At 32.7% G+C, this 18,078-nt stretch carries 20 protein-coding genes; 5 read left to right on the top strand and 15 right to left on the bottom strand.

Annotation, left to right across the window (positions count from 1 at the left end; genetic code table 11):
* The first annotated feature begins 26 nt into the window (after positions 1 to 26).
* The 3 genes from Q0910_RS09050 to Q0910_RS09040 are packed head-to-tail and all read left to right on the top strand — an operon-like array spanning position 27 to position 2,104.
* Positions 27 to 455 carry a hypothetical protein gene (locus Q0910_RS09050; RefSeq protein ID WP_299215153.1) on the top strand — a complete coding sequence of 143 codons (429 nt, stop codon included), beginning with the start codon at positions 27 to 29 and terminating at the stop codon, positions 453 to 455.
* Positions 448 to 1,119, top strand: a complete 672-nt coding sequence (locus tag Q0910_RS09045; protein ID WP_299215150.1) for a hypothetical protein — start codon at positions 448 to 450, stop codon at positions 1,117 to 1,119. Before Q0910_RS09050 ends, Q0910_RS09045 begins: the two co-directional genes overlap by 8 nt.
* A complete protein-coding gene (locus tag Q0910_RS09040; protein ID WP_299215147.1) occupies positions 1,100 to 2,104 on the top strand; it encodes a 2-hydroxyacid dehydrogenase in 1,005 nt (334 codons plus the stop codon). Before Q0910_RS09045 ends, Q0910_RS09040 begins: the two co-directional genes overlap by 20 nt.
* On the opposite strand, the gene Q0910_RS09035 is transcribed toward Q0910_RS09040, so the two are convergent.
* Positions 2,093 to 2,506, bottom strand: coding sequence for a DUF6691 family protein (locus Q0910_RS09035; RefSeq protein ID WP_299215145.1), 414 nt, complete (start codon positions 2,504 to 2,506; stop codon positions 2,093 to 2,095). The two genes, Q0910_RS09040 and Q0910_RS09035, sit on opposite strands and share 12 nt — an antisense overlap.
* A gap of 3 nt (positions 2,507 to 2,509) precedes the next feature.
* Positions 2,510 to 3,067: a YeeE/YedE thiosulfate transporter family protein gene (locus tag Q0910_RS09030; RefSeq protein ID WP_299215144.1), complete on the bottom strand. Its 558-nt coding sequence runs from the start codon at positions 3,065 to 3,067 to the stop codon at positions 2,510 to 2,512.
* A gap of 427 nt (positions 3,068 to 3,494) precedes the next feature.
* Between Q0910_RS09030 and Q0910_RS09025 the strand changes: the two genes are divergently transcribed.
* Positions 3,495 to 4,802: an IS110 family transposase gene (locus Q0910_RS09025; protein WP_299215142.1), complete on the top strand. Its 1,308-nt coding sequence runs from the start codon at positions 3,495 to 3,497 to the stop codon at positions 4,800 to 4,802.
* 139 nt (positions 4,803 to 4,941) lie between these two features.
* On the opposite strand, the gene Q0910_RS09020 is transcribed toward Q0910_RS09025, so the two are convergent.
* Positions 4,942 to 6,012 carry a hypothetical protein gene (locus Q0910_RS09020; protein WP_299215139.1) on the bottom strand — a complete coding sequence of 357 codons (1,071 nt, stop codon included), beginning with the start codon at positions 6,010 to 6,012 and terminating at the stop codon, positions 4,942 to 4,944.
* A gap of 331 nt (positions 6,013 to 6,343) precedes the next feature.
* Positions 6,344 to 6,547: a DUF2892 domain-containing protein gene (locus Q0910_RS09015; protein WP_299215136.1), complete on the bottom strand. Its 204-nt coding sequence runs from the start codon at positions 6,545 to 6,547 to the stop codon at positions 6,344 to 6,346.
* Positions 6,548 to 6,856: 309 nt separating this feature from the next.
* Here Q0910_RS09015 and Q0910_RS09010 point away from each other — a divergent pair, with 309 nt between their 5' ends.
* Entirely contained in the window at positions 6,857 to 7,459 is a 603-nt protein-coding gene (locus Q0910_RS09010; protein ID WP_299215134.1) for a class I SAM-dependent methyltransferase, read from the top strand.
* A gap of 542 nt (positions 7,460 to 8,001) precedes the next feature.
* On the opposite strand, the gene Q0910_RS09005 is transcribed toward Q0910_RS09010, so the two are convergent.
* The 11 genes from Q0910_RS09005 to Q0910_RS08955 all read right to left on the bottom strand — a co-directional run bounded on the left by Q0910_RS09005 (position 8,002) and on the right by Q0910_RS08955 (position 17,945).
* Complete coding sequence (locus tag Q0910_RS09005) at positions 8,002 to 8,646, bottom strand: Crp/Fnr family transcriptional regulator (RefSeq protein ID WP_299215131.1); 645 nt, start codon at positions 8,644 to 8,646, stop codon at positions 8,002 to 8,004.
* A 50-nt stretch (positions 8,647 to 8,696) separates the two neighbouring features.
* The gene (locus Q0910_RS09000) at positions 8,697 to 9,137 is read right to left on the bottom strand and encodes a rhodanese-like domain-containing protein (RefSeq protein WP_299215128.1); all 441 of its coding nucleotides are present in this window, start codon (positions 9,135 to 9,137) and stop codon (positions 8,697 to 8,699) included.
* 6 nt (positions 9,138 to 9,143) lie between these two features.
* Entirely contained in the window at positions 9,144 to 10,556 is a 1,413-nt protein-coding gene (locus Q0910_RS08995) for a rhodanese-like domain-containing protein (protein WP_299215125.1), read from the bottom strand.
* A gap of 128 nt (positions 10,557 to 10,684) precedes the next feature.
* The gene (locus Q0910_RS08990) at positions 10,685 to 11,482 is read right to left on the bottom strand and encodes a sulfite exporter TauE/SafE family protein (RefSeq protein WP_299215123.1); all 798 of its coding nucleotides are present in this window, start codon (positions 11,480 to 11,482) and stop codon (positions 10,685 to 10,687) included.
* A 345-nt stretch (positions 11,483 to 11,827) separates the two neighbouring features.
* Positions 11,828 to 12,460: a Crp/Fnr family transcriptional regulator gene (locus Q0910_RS08985; RefSeq protein WP_299215120.1), complete on the bottom strand. Its 633-nt coding sequence runs from the start codon at positions 12,458 to 12,460 to the stop codon at positions 11,828 to 11,830.
* A gap of 2 nt (positions 12,461 to 12,462) precedes the next feature.
* Entirely contained in the window at positions 12,463 to 13,242 is a 780-nt protein-coding gene (locus Q0910_RS08980; RefSeq protein WP_299215118.1) for a patatin-like phospholipase family protein, read from the bottom strand.
* Between the two features lie 12 nt (positions 13,243 to 13,254).
* A complete protein-coding gene (gene cls, locus Q0910_RS08975; RefSeq protein ID WP_299215113.1) occupies positions 13,255 to 14,676 on the bottom strand; it encodes a cardiolipin synthase in 1,422 nt (473 codons plus the stop codon).
* A gap of 23 nt (positions 14,677 to 14,699) precedes the next feature.
* Positions 14,700 to 15,536: a universal stress protein gene (locus Q0910_RS08970; protein ID WP_299215111.1), complete on the bottom strand. Its 837-nt coding sequence runs from the start codon at positions 15,534 to 15,536 to the stop codon at positions 14,700 to 14,702.
* 388 nt (positions 15,537 to 15,924) lie between these two features.
* Positions 15,925 to 16,299 (bottom strand): transcriptional regulator, encoded by a 375-nt coding sequence (locus tag Q0910_RS08965; RefSeq protein WP_299215108.1) that lies wholly within the window; start codon positions 16,297 to 16,299, stop codon positions 15,925 to 15,927.
* A 66-nt stretch (positions 16,300 to 16,365) separates the two neighbouring features.
* The gene (locus tag Q0910_RS08960) at positions 16,366 to 16,659 is read right to left on the bottom strand and encodes a type II toxin-antitoxin system HigB family toxin (protein WP_299215105.1); all 294 of its coding nucleotides are present in this window, start codon (positions 16,657 to 16,659) and stop codon (positions 16,366 to 16,368) included.
* A gap of 269 nt (positions 16,660 to 16,928) precedes the next feature.
* Complete coding sequence (locus Q0910_RS08955) at positions 16,929 to 17,945, bottom strand: hypothetical protein (protein ID WP_299215103.1); 1,017 nt, start codon at positions 17,943 to 17,945, stop codon at positions 16,929 to 16,931.
* Positions 17,946 to 18,078 lie beyond the last annotated feature (133 nt).

Here is an 18,078-nt window from a genome sequence, read left to right as displayed (position 1 = left end):
TGGCTTGGTATGAATACACGTATTCAATGGATACAGTAATTCCATTTGAAGTAAATAATCCCAGTGCTAAAACAAAAGTTTTAATAGCTTCTCAAGGCAGCAAGTTTAAGGATTCTGTAGTCAAAGGAATCTTAAGAAGATATGAAAAAGATACCATTTATTTTAAGGTAATCGATGTATATACGTTATTCACTGTAAATCTTAAAAAGTGGGATGCTTTAATATTTATTAACTCTTGGGAATATGGAAGTCCACCTAGAAACGTAAAAAAGTTCATAAAAAACCATCCTGAACAATTAGATAAACTCATCATTTTATCTACTGTTGGCAGTAGTAATATTGCTCTAAAAGATGTTGATGTAATTTCTGGAGAATCTATTATCGAAAAAACATCTATATATACAGATATAGTGGTAAATAGACTTAATCAAATAATAAAAAGAAACAATGAATAAACTAAACACATATATCCTTTTAATAGCTGCAGGATTTTTAATGAGTTGCTCATCTAGCGAGCTTGTCGAGGTATGGAAAAACCCCGACATTGATAGTTTTGAAGCTAATAAGGTATTAGTGATAGGAATGACTTCTGATACCGATGGAAGAAAAGTATTTGAGAAGAAACTTACCCAAGCACTTAAAAAGAGCGGAGTAAAGTCAGAAAGAAGTCTTGATTTTTTTGAAAAGTCATTTACAAAATCGCCAAAAACAGAAGAAGATTTGCTTGCCATAGAAGGTAAACTTCTTGAGGCCGGTTTTGATGCTATTTTAATATCCAAAGTACTGGCTATAGAAGATAAAGTTACTGTGGTACAAGCGTATCGAAATCTGGATAAAGATTTCAAGAGTTTTAAGGACGACTATTATCAGAATCAAGATATTTATTACGAAGATGGTTATTATGAAGAATATGAAATCTATCACGCAGAAACATCTTTATACTGCATATGTCCTGATAAAGAAAGAGAATTAATATGGAAAGGATCTATTGACATTACAGAGCCTGAAAATGTAAAAAAAGCCGTAGGAGATTATGTAAAAGTATTGATTTGGGCATTAAAAGGGCAAAAACTCTTAATCATTGAAGAAGAACTGAACAATGAAGATATTGATATATAGTGCCAAAGATTTTGAAATACCTTTTCTAGAAAAAGCAAATAAGGATATTTATCAGATCAAATATATTCCTGAAAGACTTACTTCTAAAACAGCAATGCTCGCTGTAGGGTTTGATGTAATCTCTATTTTTTCGGCAGATGATGCTTCATCAAAGGTATTAGAGTTATTAAAAGACTTCGGTGTTAAGTATATCACATTACGTTCTGCCGGTTATGACAATATACATCTAAAAACTGCCCAAAAACTAGGGATTAAAGTTGCCCACACACCGGAATATTCTCCTAATGCCATTGCAGAACACGCAGTAGCCATATTGTTAGCCTTAAACCGTAAACTTATTGTATCTGACCAGCAAGTACATTCATATAACTTTTCTCTAAGCAATCTTGTAGGATTTGATCTTAATAATAAAACTGTTGGGGTCATAGGAACCGGAAGAATTGGAAAAGTAATTGCCAAAATCATGAACGGATTCGGATGCAAAGTGATAGCTAACGATATTAATGAGGATAGTAGTTTTGCAAAACAATATGATATTGAATATGTAGCACTACCTGATCTATGTCGACAATCGGATATCATTATGTTAAGTGTCCCTCTTAATTCAGCAACCCATTATATGATTGATGCGGATCTCATTCAGCTAATGAAACGAGAAGTCTTTATCATTAATATTGCCAGAGGTGCAATAGTCAATACCTCAGAAATCGTAGAAGCTTTAAAATGGAATAGAATTGCAGCCTATGGATCCGATGTATATGAATATGAAGATAATGTGTTTTTCTACGATCGTTCCAAGGCCAAACCTAATGATGAGTTACTACAACGACTACTTGAGTTCCCTAATGTTCTTATAACACCTCATCAGGCTTTTGCCACTAAGAAAGCCTTGACAAATATTGCAGAAACAACTTTTTATAACATCAACTGCTGGCAACAAAATAAAACTCCCGAAAACGAACTCACGATGGAATTAGTGCGGTAATTTATCCTTTAATAAACCATATAGAAAAGTTCCTACAATTGATGCTGCAATTACAATAAGTATTGGCAAGTATCCAGCTCCTGCCAAAACAAACATCGGACCGGGACACGCTCCTGCCAATGCCCAACCTAATCCAAAAATGATTCCTCCAAGTATATAGCGACTGTAGCTTTTTTCTTTTGGAGCTATACTAATCTTTTCTCCATAAATGGATTTTACTCTAAACCTTTTAATCAGTTGAATAACAATAATACCAAGTCCAACTGCAGAACCAATAATCCCATACATATGGAAGGACGCAAATTGAAACATTTCATAAATCCTAAACCACGAAGCTGCTTCAGATTTAAATAGAACAATTCCGAAAAAAATACCAATTGCTAAATATATAATTGTACGCATTATCTAAAATATTAAGGGAAAAATTAAATGTATCATTGCCAAACCACCAATAAAAAAACCAATAACAGCAATCAGAGATGGTAGTTGTAAATCACTCAAACCTGAGATTGCATGACCAGAAGTACAACCTCCTGCATAACGTGCTCCAAAACCGACAAGTAATCCACCAATTATAAGGATTGCTAAGCCTTTCGGATCTGTAAAAACATCATTAGAGAATAACATATCCGGCATATATCCATTGCCTGCGCTATTAAATCCTTTAGCATGAAGGTCAGTAACAACTTTGGGATTTAAATCAACATCTGTAGTGTTAGATAAATAATTTTCTGCTATAAAACCTCCGATAATTACACCTAAAACTACCACAAGGTTCCAACGCTGTGCTCGCCAGTCAAACTTAAAAAAATCCGCTGTTTTTCCTGCTCCACAAATGGTACACATCGTTCTTAGATTAGACGACATACCGAATTTTTTGCCGATCATTAGCAACAGAAGCATCACTAAAGTTATTAATGGTCCTGAAACGTACCAAGGCCAAGGTTTATATATCCAATTCATTTACTTTTCAATTTCTTACAAATAACCTATATTTTATAGGAAAAGTAAGTAACTTATGTTACACTCGGGGTATTATTCTATATAAAAAGTGAGAAATCAAAAAAGTATGCAAGTAAAACTAAAGCACCATTCTTGTTTTTCTTTTCAATATAATACACTTACAAACTAAAGGTCTGAAAAGTAATTTTTTCCTGTCATTTCGAGACCCCAAATAAAATTTTATCCGGCGGAGTAATTGACGTAATTTTATTAGGTTAACCATAAATCACAATATGATCGTCAATCACATAGTGTTTAGATGCCTGTTTTCGAGTATGATTTTCAGGAGATATTGTCGGCGAGTATGGTACTCAATATATATTGATGTCCGAATGGTAGTCTTTCAAGTCATAGAATTTCCTGAGCGTGATTTATAAAAACTTAAGTAATGAAAAAGATCAGATTGAATTCAGCTGGTATTGATATCGGCGCTAAGAAGATTTTTATAGGTATTGAAGGAAAGGAAGTTCGAAATTTTGATACTTTCACCTTGGATCTAGAACTGGCAGCCTTGTATTTGTTAGAAAATAATATAGATACGGTTGCTATGGAGGCTACAGGGGTTTACTGGGTTATTCTGTATGATGTTTTGGCAGCAAAGGGATTGGATGTTTGGTTAGTGGATGGTAGGAGCACAAGGCAAGTTCCAGGTAGAAAAACCGATGTAAAGGATTGTCAATGGATACAACAATTACATAGTTATGGGTTGCTAAATCGTTGTTTTGTTGCAGATGAACTCATACAGGAATTAAGGGGATATCAACGTTTACGAGAAGACCATATTCGTAGCTCAGCAATGCATATCAACCATATGCAAAAGGCTTTAACATTGATGAACATTCGTTTAAAAGAAGTATTAAGTCAAATTCATGGAGCAAGTGGTCTTAAAATTATACGGGCTATACTTAAAGGTGAACGCAATGCAGAAGTCTTGGTTTCTTTATGTCATACAAGTATTTTAAAAAACAAAAAAACAGTTGTGATCAAGTCTTTACAAGGGCATTATCACAATTCAGGGTTATTTGCACTTGGTCAAGCTTTGGATTGTTATGATTTTTATCAAGTCCAGATTTCCAATTGCGATAGGGAAATAGAAAAGGTTTTAAAAAAGATGGGATCAAGTAACGATGGTTTTAAGAAGTCAATAAACAAAAGAAAACCAATCCGGCACCATAAACCAGATATTAAGGATATGGATAAGTACCTTTTACAAATCTTTGAAGGCAAAGACGCTACGGTTTTACCAGGAATTACTGATTATAACTGGATGCAACTTTTATCAGAAGTAGGTACAGACCTTAGTAAATGGAAAACAGAAAAGCATTTTACTTCTTGGTTAGGATTAGCACCAAAGCAACATAACTCTGGAAAAAGAAGCAAAAATTACAAATCCAAAGCAAGTCCAAAAGCAGGGTTAATATTTAAACAAGCCGCTGCCAGCTTGATAGCTAGTAAAAAAATAGCCTTAGGTGCGTTCGGAAGAAAAATCCGAGCTAAGAAAGGTCCAATGGTTGCCAATAAAGCAATTGCAAGAAAACTTGCAGCATTGTATTGGAAATTATTTGTTAAGGGATTGGAATATGTAGAAAAAGGAATTGAAGCATATCAAGAAAAAATAATAATGAATAAACAAAGAAATGTTATCAGAATGGCTAAAGAACTAGGAATGTCAATTAATTATAAAACAGTGGATTAGATAATTCGTCAATGGTAGCGGAGTCTAGAAACAAACACCTTAGCTCAGTACATTTAGACTTCTCTCAATGTGACAGAATCGTAAATTTTGTGCTTTTCAGACCTCATTTGCTTAATAAATTCCTTTTTCACTAATATTATTAATACCTAAGCACCCCAAAAGGATTCAATCCAGAATCAAAATCGGATATTTTCCTTAACGTTCCATTTATTCTTAGTTGATAAAAAACAACCTTAGTAGCAGTACCTCCGGAATGCGACAAGAATACGATATTCCCTCTTTTATTGACAGCAAGGTTATGTGGAGTATTAAAATCGGTATTAATTTCAGAAATTACACTATTATTATTGCGCCCTATCACTCCGATTTTGTTGTCTGCAATTCCAGTTGTCAAAACAAATCTTCTACTATTAGCGACTCCATGTGCAGAATTAAATGGAATGACTCCTAATTTATCCAGATTAAAGCGACTAAATACCGTAACACTATTATCGTTTTGAGCAGGAACGTACAATTTAGATCCCACAGGCAATAAATGCGCGTCTCCTCCTACTACTTCGTGTTTAATGTATTCTAATGTTTGCGTATTATACATGACTACATAACTTCTATCGGGTCCATCTAAGACGGTTACATACGCAGCATAACCACTCGGAGAAATAGTTACATCGTGTTGCTCTGCATTCTCAGTAAGTTCCGGTATTTCATCAACAGGAAGCGGAATGTTTTTGATTACCGTATTTGATTTTAAATCAATCACTGAAGTAGATTTTGAAACGATATTATTAATCCATAACTGATTAACGCGATTATTAATCCACATATGGAATGCCCCTTCTTCAATTTCAATTTCTCCTTTAAGTTCAAAAGAATCTGCGTCATAATACAAGACTTTGCTACTTGCAAAATCCCCTATATAAACACTGTTATTTCTTCTACTGTGTGCAAGATATGTGGGTTGCGCACCTTCATCAGGAAGTTTAACCTCTTGAATAAATTCTGTGGTTTTTGCATCAAAAACAGTAAAAGTGGAAGATCCTCTATTGGCGACAAGAAAAAATTCATCATCGCGATAACCAAATTTAGCATCAGACACCTCAGTTTCCTGATTTAAAAGATCTTTTTCTGTTTGATTTACTTCGGTTTCACATGAACCGAATACCAAAATTGCGAAAGCTATGAAAGCTACTCTTAAAAACATTTTTTTCATTTGTGTACATATTTAAGTTGGAATTATTCATTACTTAAGGTTTTAGATAAAAGTACTAGGCTGTATTCTTCGATTGACTTACTATGGTAAATTATTCTTATAGAGGTTATTAGCTAATTACATATAACTTAGCTCACACATCAAACTCAAAATCAATAAATTAAGTTCAATACTTATATCATTTCGAGCGAAGTCGAGAACAATTGACTGCTCAAAAGCAGGCTCTTACTCAGTTCATTCTAAAATTATTATCACAAATTTGACCTAAAGTAAGTAACTATCTACGGACCGCTATAATTTTGTATATATCTGATTTTAAAAGTTATAAAATCTATTTAGCCTTACATGTATTTAGTCCTACTATAGCATACAAAGGACAGAAACTAATAAAACTGGTAAGTACAAATATTGCAGAAAGTCCTAATAACACATACCCCAAAGTACCTTGTATAATTCCAGTGAAGTACAATACGCTAATCACCATAGCTACTAGTATTCTTATAATGCGATCTAAGCCACCCATATTCTTTTTCATATCCTTATATATTTTACGTTAAAAAAATTCAATAATTAGCACTACTCCTGCCACAATACTCGAACATATAATACAAACAATCAGTAATTTAAATCCTTTATATATTCGCATACACTATTTTGTTTTTAGGTTTTATTCATCAATACATATACAACAGCTAGCAAATAAGTATCTTGAAATAAATTAACAATTGTTTCTTATAAAAGATTTGAGTATCATTTTTTGACTTTCTCAAATTAGTGTGAAACAAATTTATTTAAGAAAATCAGTAAAAGATGTGACTATTGTTACAACTAAGATTGTTTTATTATGAATACTGAAAAACTAAGAACAGTACTAGGCAATATAGATATCTATTTATTAGATCAAATATTAAAAGAGCGTTATTCACAAAACGATAAGATCCTCGATGCGGGCTGTGGAAGTGGCAGAAATATACATTGGTTTTATAAAAATAGGTTTACTATATATGCAGTAGATAAAGAAATTGAACAGATCGAATACTTGAAGCTTCTTTATCCTGATTGGAGTGATCAATTTAGTTGCTCTTCTTTAGAACAATTACAGTATGATGATGATTTTTTTGATCATATCATTTGTAGTGCAGTACTACATTTTGCTGCAAACACCGATCACTTTAAAACTATGTTTTCAGAACTTATACGCGTATTAAAACCTACAGGAAGCTTATTTATAAGAATGACTTCTGATATTGGAATTGAAGATAAAGTAACTCATATAGGAGAAGGTGTTTATAGATTAGGTGATGAGTCTGATCGATTTTTACTTACTAAAGATTTACTATATCTACTAATGGAAGAACATCAATTATCATTCTTAGAGCCTTTAAAATCTACGAATGTTCATGACCTTAGGTCTATGTCTACTTTAGTACTTCAGAAAAATGGTTGATATCTTGTATTATAGAATAACTCGATATAACTTTTAAATTCATAAAAACCGCCAGATTGAGTGACTTTTCATAGTGACCACTCGACTACGCTTCTCTTGAGCTTCCTTCAAAGGCGGACAGGTATCAAAAGGCTCGAGGTGACAGAAGAAAAATTGCCTGTATGCATAAGGCGGATCACTACAATTGACTATTCTGTAACAATTTGTTTTTCATAGCTTTAATTGTATTTAAGTTTCATCCTATTTTCTTTGCTTGTCCAAAGGGTACTCTGATAAGAGTGCGCCAGATGAGGCGCTGGAAACCAAAAGAAAAGGCACTTTTTTCAAGGTATTTTTTAGCTAAGCTAAAAACCAGATTTATTTTGTTAAAATCTTTCCAAGGCTTCAAGATTTTTTAACGCAAAACAAATCTTATACTGGTGAAAAAAAATTCTCAAAGCCCTGCTTTGGAACATCAGTATATTATTTACTGGATAAAAACTTATGGAATATCTCAGACTGACGTAAATTTTCTAACTTCGAGTTAAAACAATAAGTCAAGATTAACTTTTATCAATCAGTTCTATCGCACCTTGTTTTAAAAGTATAAAACCTTCTTGTTCAATTTTTTTGAGTAATCGTGATATCACTTCTCTAGAAGAACCTAAATCATAGGCGATATGCTGGTGTGTAGTATTTAGCGTATTACGACCTTTTAACTTTGCCTCTTTTTTTAGATATTCTAATAACCTTGTATCCTTGTTAGAAAATGTTAGTATTTCTATGACATTTAATAATTCTTCGAATTTAAGATTGAAAAGATCATAAATAAACTCATTCCACTTGGGATACTTTTTTGCTATGGCAAGTGCTTTATCTGCTGGAATAATTACCACTTCAGAATCCTCCTCGATAACTGCCTTTACCTGGCTTGTTTCATTCTTTACCAAAGTAGTTACAGACATCACACAACTTTCTCCAGGTTTTATATAATACAACAATACTTCATTTCCGTGAGCCTGTTCTTCTTTAAAGACTTTAGCTAAACCAGAAATAAGTAATGGAATTATCTTTATATACGATCCTTGTCTTAAAATCACGGTTCCGGCATCAAAAGTATGAATACTGCTAATTGCTACAAGTTCCGCTTTTAATTCTGGCATTGTAGCCAACTTTGGGAAATACGTATCTAGTGCTTTCGAGATCAATAGGAACTATTTTTTACTAATTTAATCAATAATTTATTCTCTATGCGAGATTATCTCTTTTGATGCTCACTCCATACTTTGTATCCTCCTTTAAAATCATATATTTTGTCAAAACCCAATGTAACTAACAACTTAGCAGCTCGGTGACTTCTCCAACCAGAATAACAATAAATATAAACAGGCTTTTCTTTATCAAGTTTTTGGAACGCTACAATAAATTTCTCTTTGTCCGCAATACTAATATTGATCGCATCATCAATATATCCTGCGTTATACTCTTTAGGAGTGCGAATATCCACAAACTGAATATCTTTATGTATTACTTTTTCTTTTATTGTATTGATATCTACAATCCTGATTTTATCATTTTCTTTTGTAGCATTAGACTTTTCATTTCTGGAAACTTGTTGTGAAAAAGCTGCTGAAACGCTAAATATCAACAAAATCAGATATAGATTAGGTTTTATTAATTTGGAATTCACTGGGTACATCATACATTATTTTAGTGTACTTGGACATACATATTCTGTCGTTTCTATCCCAGCTTCCTTCATTGCTGAAAAACCTCCAGCAACATCAATAAGATTATGAATACCTCGACTTTTTAATATAGATGCTGCAATTACAGATCTATATCCGCCAGCACAGTGTATATAAAATGTTTTATCTTCTGGAAAGTCATTCATATAATCATTGATAAAATCCAGTGGTGAATTATTAGCCTTATCCAAATGCTCAGCAACAAATTCACTTTCTTTTCTCACATCAAAAATTGCTGTCTTTTCTGTGTTCAATTTATTTTTAAGTTCCTCTGCTGTTATTGATGATATGGTGTCATAATCTTTCCCCGCTTTTTTCCAAGCTTCTATTCCTCCTTCTAGATATCCTAATGTTTTATCAAAGCCTACACGAGATAATCGAGTAATCGTTTCTTCTTCCTTCCCTTCTGGAGCGACTAATAAAATAGGTTGTGCTACATCAGCAATCAAAGCACCTACCCAAGGAGCAAAACTACCTTCGATTCCGATAAATATAGATCTCGGAATATGACCTTTTATATATTCGTTTTGATGTCTTACATCCAATACAATCGCGCCTGTTTCATTAGCCAACATTTCGAATTCTTCTGATGATAATGGTTTGGTTCCTCTTTCTAAAACCTCATCTATATCTTCATATCCTTCTTTATTCATCTTCACATTTAAAGGAAAATATTGTGGAGGTGGTAATAAACCTTCTGTCACTTCTTTTACAAATTCTTCTTTAGTCATATCAGCACGTAACGCATAATTCATTCGCTTCTGGTTTCCTAAAGTGTCTACGGTTTCTTTCATCATATTTTTACCACATGCAGAACCTGCTCCGTGCGCTGGATATACGATTACCTCATCGGCCAAAGGCATAATTTTATTCCTCAAACTGTCGAACAATGTTTCAGCCAGTTCTTCCTGTGTCATATGAGCAGCTTTTTGCGCTAAATCAGGACGTCCTACATCACCTAAAAACAATGTATCTCCACTAAAAATAGCGTGATCTTTACCATTTTTATCTCTTAGCAAATAGGTGGTACTTTCCATCGTATGACCTGGCGTATGTAATGCTATTATTGTAAGATCTCCTACGATAAACTCCTGTCCATCTGTTGCAATTGTAGCTTCAAAAGATGGATTAGCATTTGGTCCATAAATAATCTCTGCGCCAGTTTCTTTAGCCAGTGTTACATGACCACTTACAAAATCAGCATGAAAATGTGTTTCGAAAATATATTTGATTTTCGCTCCATCATTCTTAGTTCTTTCTATATATGGCTTTACTTCTCTCAGAGGATCTATAATCGCCACCTCTCCCGCACTTTCTATATAATAAGCGCCTTGTGCAAGACATCCTGTATATATTTGTTCTATCTTCATCTGTTTTATTTTCTATTGTACTTCTCATAAATGGAAGTCCACTGTTTCTATTATTGAGCTCCAAAAATACGACTCCTATTATCTTTTTACAGTAACAATTGTTACAAAATACAAAATCAAAATTAAGGTTATGTCAATTCCTTGATAAGTATATAAATCCCCATCCCTAAAACAAACCAACCGAATCCTTTTTTTAGTTTTTTACCTTCTATAAAATTAGACAGGTACATTCCTATAAAAATTCCGATAATAGAAATTCCTGTAAATACTATTAGAAAACTCCAATCAATAGCTAAATTTCCTATATCTCCTAAAAATCCAATTAATGACTTAATTGCAATAATTAATAATGATGTCGCAACTGCTTTTTTCATGGGTAATCTTGCGAATAAAACCAATGCCGGAATTATTAAAAACCCGCCTCCTGCTCCAACAATTCCGGTTAACGTTCCTACTACAATACCTTCTATTACAATCAATGGATAATTGTAGGATACTGTCTCTTCTTTTTCTGTTGTTTCTTTTCTATTTTTTATCATAGAAATAGAAGCCATTAACATGATGATTGCAAAAAATGCCATGATCCCAATATCTTTGGTAATAGTGAAGTCCACTATGGAAAAAAGTTTGTCTGGTATTGCCGGAACCAAAAATTTTCTGGTCAAATACACCGCGATAAACGCAGGAATAGAAAACACAATGGCAGTTCTGAAACTAACCAATCCTTTTCTTAGGTTTTTAACAGCTCCTACTAGAGCCGAAGACCCAACAACAAATAATGAATATGCAGTAGCAGTTACAGGATTGATATGCATCAAGTATACAAAAACTGGTACTGTTAGTATAGAACCTCCTCCACCTATTAGACCTAATACAACTCCAATAGTCAATGCGCCAAAATATCCCAGAACTTCTATTACTTCCATCAATTATTTTTTTGGCAAAAATAATGTCAGGTGAAGGCTATCACAGTAACATTAGTTACATAGGTTTAAAAATCAGAACGATTGTATTAAAAAAAATTTACATCGTATTTTGGATTCCAGCCTACGCTGGAATGACAGGTAATTGGTTAATCGGTTTAAGAAAGCAACGTCCATTCGAGTAATCCGACCGAAGAAGGATTGTATACTCCAGAGGCGTACGGGTCGAGAATAGTTGTTTTCGACCTAAAAAGCCTAATTTCGATACAATTTCTTTTCGCTTCACTATAAGAAATCACTCTATTTGACGGTTTTTGAATCATTGTTCAAAATTAACCAAACTTAGATTCAAAGGCTTATAATTTTAATGCTATTCCGGTTTAATTTTATCTTACCCTCTACTTCTAGTTTTTTCAGTAATCTGGATATGACCACGCGAGAAGTGTGTAGATCATAAGCTATTTCTTGGTGCGTATTATTTACTGTGTTATCATTATTGACTTTTGTTTTATCTTTCAGATATTTCAGTAGTCGTTCATCCATTTTTAGAAAAGCAATACTGTCAATCGTTTCAATAGCTTCCATAAGTCGTTTATGGTAACTTTCGAATACAAAATTTCTCCAGGATTTATACTTTGCAGTCCATTCTTCCATTTTTCCGACAGGAATCATTATCAATTTAGAATCTGTTTCTGCAATTGCTTTGATCTCGCTTTTATGATGACCTATACAACAAGACAATGTCATCGCACAAGTATCTCCTCTTTCCAGAAAATAGAGCAATAGTTCATCTCCATCCTGATCTTCTCTTAATATTTTAATCGCACCACTAATAATTAATGGCATCGATTTGATATAGCTTCCTGGTTTTATGAGTTCAATACCTTCTGAAACTTCTTTAAAAGTTGCCACGCTATTAATTTCTTCTAACAGCTCATCTTCAAAGAGATGTCCATAATTATTCTTAAGTTCCTGAATCATTGTTATTGCTTTTGATTCTCAAAATATATTGCTAATTGTTGTTTTGCTTCCTGATATCCAACATCGAATATTTTATCCAGATTTCCACTGCTAAAAATTCCGTGATTTGCCAGTTCTCTTGGCTGAATTATAAGATCACAGTGCTTAAATTTTGTTTCAGAATTAGGCATCGCACGTAAATAGTATGCTCGTTGCATCACATTATAGGAATGTTTAAAATCTGAAATTTTTGGTTTTTTTATTGGGGTAACATCGATACCGATGATCATATCACATTGTTTCTGTAAAGGTTCAATCGGAAAATTATCTAAAATCCCTCCATCAGAATATAGCTGTCTGTTTATTTTAACCGGAGAAAACATTCCTGGAAAAGCTGCAGAAGCCAATATGGGTCTAATGAGTTCTCCAGTACTAAAAACCATAACCGTCCCTTCTACCAGATTGGTAGCAGTTACAAAAAGTTTTTTCTCCAGACTTTCAAAAGTGTTTTTAGGAAAGTATGTTATCAGATCATCAAAAAACTTCTCAGAATCCAAAAATCCTGCTTTTTTTCTAGTAAATCTATTCAACTTAAACAAAGGCGTTTTACTAAAAAACTCTTTAATCTCTTCTATAGCATAGCCACCAGCATACAAAGCGCCTACAATTGCTCCGGCACTTGTTCCGGAAACGAAATTGGGATATATCTCTGCTTCCTCTAGTGCTTTTATGGCTCCTAAGTGTGCAACTCCTTTAAATCCTCCTCCGGAGAGTACCAAGCCTATATTTTTTGATGCTTTCATTACATATGTTTTCTACAAAACCGAACTGAAAATTTTAGCCACTCCTTCTTTTATTTTTTCATGCCAAGGTCTATGTACAAAAGTAGCATAGTCTAACTGAATACTCTGTTCACAATCCCTTAAAAAATCATTTTTTAATTCGATTGCAAAAGCGTCATCATATATCGCCACATTTACTTCATAATTCTGCTCAAAACTTCTGATATCCAAATTGGCAGTACCTACAGAAGAAACTGTATCATCAGCAACAATGGTTTTGCTATGCACAAAACCATTAGAAAACAAATAAATTTTAACACCAGCTTCTAACAATCTCTCGAAATAAGATCGTACACACCATCGTACAATCTTACTATCCGATATATCAGAAAGTAAGAGTCTTACCTCTATACCACTTAGAGCAGCTACTTTTAATGCTTCCAGAATTGCTTCACCGGGAATGATATATGGATTAGCGATATATACATAGTCTTTGGCTTCATTGATCAACGAAAAATATAATTGCCTGGTAGCCGAAAAATCTTCATCCGGACCACTATGTACCGTTTGGGCGGTCATACTACCTGTTTTTTTATAAGTCGTAAAGTAAGACGGACTTAAAATATCATCCTGATTACTGATCAAGTACCAATCCATTACAAAAATTGCCTGTAAACTATGTACAACAGGACCTTCTAGCTGTAAATGCATATCATGCCAGATACCTAAATTAGGATCTCCTTTTACATATTTATCAGAAACATTAATACCACCAGTAAAAGCTATTTTATTATCTATCACGATGATTTTTCGGTGATTCCTATAATTTAAGGACGATAAAAACTTACCAAATTTAACGGGTAAAAAACTATAGATTTCCACTCCTGCTTTCTGAAGTTTCCGGATATATTTTTTGCTTAAAGATCTGCTTCCTATTCCATCATAGAGAATCCGTATCTGAACTCCTTCTTTTACTTTTTGTTGGAAAAGATCGAATAGCCCTTCAGCCAAATGTCCATCTTCGAAAATATAGTACTGTAAGTGGATAAAGTGTTCTGCTTTTTTTAAGCTTTCGAATATTGCCTGAAAAGTAGCATCTCCATTTTTAAGAAGTTTCAGCTGATTTCCTGCACTGGGTGCAAAACCGCAGTTCATGGTAATGAGTCTGATTAACTTTTGATGTTCTTGATATTCTTCTTCGGTTACAGGTTCATAATGACTTTCTGCTTTTTCTAAATAAGAAATAATTTCATCTGTTCTTTTTAATTGAAACAGCTTATTCTTTCTTCGGTTTCTGCCTAACAGCAAATAGAATAACATTCCGCCAACCGGAATTGTAAAAATAGCAAGCATCCAGGCCAAGGTTTTGGTTGGACGCATACCGTATAATATCAGTTTAATGACAATTACTATTCCTGCCAAAAAGTATAGGATAAGAAAAGCAACATACACCATCTTATGATCAATTTTTTAAAGCATCAATTATGCATAATAAGCAACGGAACTCTGGTACCGTAACTTATTTTGGAAGTCTCTGAACCGTGAAAGAATCGATCCAAAAAGGTTTCTCTGTGAATAAACATCGCATTCATATCTACATCCATGATTTGCACAAAACTATCGATTGCTAAAGGTGTAGGCACATTCGTAATAGAATGAAATGTATGATTGATGTCTTTAAAAAAGTCTTTTAAATGCTTTTTATCATCAAACTCAGCAATGGTGACCGTATCGTCTTCTTTTATTTTCAGGATTCTTAAAGAAGCTTTATACTTGATCAATGTATCTACTAAGGGCTCAATATTCTCTGTATTAAAGTGATCATTATAATCAATAGTGTATTGTACCGTTTTTATATCTTTAAAAGTATATCCTTGCGGGATTACCAGTACCGGACAATCTATCTTACGTATTACATTGATCGTATTACTGCCAAAAACCACTTCTCTGGCTCCGGTTGCTCCATTAGTACCCATGACGATAAGATCAATATCTTTTGATTTTACCGCTTGTTTAATAGCATCGGTAAAAATATCATAATCCGTAATCGCCTGAAACGTATAATTTTCGTGCTCAATTTCTTCTTGTAACGCTTCTATGAGCGTGCTCAATTTTTCTTTAGATCCCTGCACAACGGATTGATGGATGGATGTATTGGCTGGAGCAGCCATAAGGTCATCCATCATATAGTTAGAAGCTTTTTGCACATTGAGTACATAAAAAGTACAGAGCTCATTCTTGAAGAACTCCAGCGCATAATCAATCGCATTTCTTGCATTTTCCGAAAAGTCGGTAGGCAGGAGGATATTTTTCATTGTCTGATGATTTAATATCATAAAAATAATGTAGCCGCTGCGGTGTAACTATGATATTTGTCAGCTTGGTTTGGAAATACCGTCGAAAATAATAGTTGATGATTCGTGAATAATCCCTCAAAGTCAGGAGACTTTGCGGAGCAGGTTAGTGAATTATGATTTGTGGTTATAAGTCAGGTTATGTTAAATTGATCGCATCAAGTATTTTAAGTTAAAAGTGTTTAATAAATTATTTACACCGATAATATTTTACGAATTGGCAAGTATAAAATTCAATTTAAACCCGATAGGAGTATTTTCTATCGGGTTTAGATTAATTATGATTTTCGATATAAGTTTTTTTTATAAAACATTTTTATTTTTGCTTTCAAATTAAGGAATATTAATTTTAAGATAATTTATATTCTTTAATTAAAATGTCTGCTGGAATTTTAAGATGTTTATTAATTGATCTAATATGATTAATACTTAAAGCTCGTTTTCGATATAATATCTCAGAAACTCTTGATTTACTGTTAATTATATCACCAAGATCTTTTTTGGTCATATTGTTTTGTTCCATTACAAATAATATTGCGTCGATAGGATCAGGATCTTCTATAAGGAAATTTTCTTCCTCATATTTTTCAACTAAGATAGAAAGTATTTCAAGCTCTTCGATTTCTTCGGGAGAGCTTGAAATAAAAATGTCTTCAATTCGATTTAAGGCATTTTCATATTCTATCTTACTATTTATTGGTTTATAGTTTGAGACTTTTCTCATGTATATGGTTTTGTATATGGTCTTTATTATTCTGTTTTTAAAATTATTTTTTCATTGGCGTATAAATTATAATTTAGTTAAATCAAGTTTATCATATTCAGCATGCGTTCCTATGAATCTAATGTAAGTAATCTGGATGTCATATCGAATTCGGGCTATAAGTCTGTATTTATTCCCTGCAATGTTAAATATTGCAATATTTTCACCTATGAAATCCGCACTGCCAAATATTTGTTTAATTTCATTTGGAGAATTAAAGGATTCCTTATTTAAGATACTAAACCATATTTCTAAATGTTTTTTTGATTCTGGATTTTTTTTCCAGTAATCTAATAGGGTCTTTCTTTTTAAGACTCTCATAATTAATTGTTATTTGTGCTACTAAAATATTCCGATAACAAATATACTAAAAAGTTCCCGTAACGGGAACTTTTTAGCGATTTATTACTTATTAAATATATTTAAGATTATTAAATCACCTGAACAATCCTTTAATTATAGCCTTAGCTTACTTTTTCTATTTGTATTAGAATTAACCAATTTCTTAAAATAAAGATCAATAAATAATTACGAAAGAATATCAATTCGAATTATCGCACTTAATAATAATTCAAGTATAGATATTCGGTTTATGGCTCACCTGTAGTTACTCCTTTGATAATTTCAATGATTTTATTTGAAGATTCTCCATCCCCTTCATTTTTCAGATATCCAGTTGGTTGATTACCAAAAATTGTTTGCGTGGCTTGCAATAGAATTGCATTCTTAGTTCCAGGGTCATTTTCTACAGCTTCAGAAAAAGCTTGGAAGGTTGTAAGTGCATTTTGTCTATGTTTATTCACTATTGCATTGTGCTTATGAGCCTTATAGTTTTTATTACATAAAGAAAGCCCATAAAATAGAACCGATAGAATTACTAGTTTACTTATTGCATGCTTAATAAAAACACTAGGTTCTTTATCAATTATATCAGTTATATTAAAAAAGAATATTCCTAAAAAGAGAATTGAAATTAGTATCAAAACTGTAAAAATAATCCATATTATGGATATTTTTAAATGCTCTTGAGATTCATTTTCGAAAACCGTGGCATATTTTGATACTCCTATTTTTGAGCTAATATCTTTAGAAGTTGATAATATTAGATTCAATTCTTCTTTTAAATCGATAAACTCACTCTTATAATTCCTGCTATCTGCTATGATTTTATTTAGTTCCTCTCTATTTGATTCGACTTCTTTTGGAAAATTCATCTTATCTATTATCTTCGATTGAATCAAAGGAAATGCGGCTTCTTTTAAATCAACGGCATGAGTTTTGACATTGGATATAAATACTTTTAGACTTCCAATTTGTTCAATGCTGTTAATCTTATTTGGAATACTACTAATGTCAGCTAAGTTATCCGATATGCGCTCAAAAGAATTTGCAAATTTAACCCAAAAACTATATGGAATTAAAGAAGAATTTACATCTTGAATTTCTATCAAAACCTCAAAAACACCTTCTAATTCTTTTTGAAACGAAGGAACATCGAAATTCTCACTTATCTTAAAAAGATTTTCCTCCTTATATTTTTTAGTTAATTTTAAACCTTGCTCTTTTATTAATTTTATCGTCTTCCGTTCGGTATCATTTAGATTCATAAATTATTGAATTAATTGGAATGATAAAAATACAATAAAAACGGGGATATTTCAGTCAACAAACAAGGTTGATCCACATCCATTCACCACTATTCTAGTTAACGTGATACAGTATATCATTACATTCAAAGTA

The sequence above is a fragment of the uncultured Aquimarina sp. genome (assembly GCF_947495315.1).
Classification (GTDB): Bacteria; Bacteroidota; Bacteroidia; order Flavobacteriales; family Flavobacteriaceae; genus Aquimarina.
This window is presented reverse-complemented; position numbering and strand designations above follow the sequence as displayed.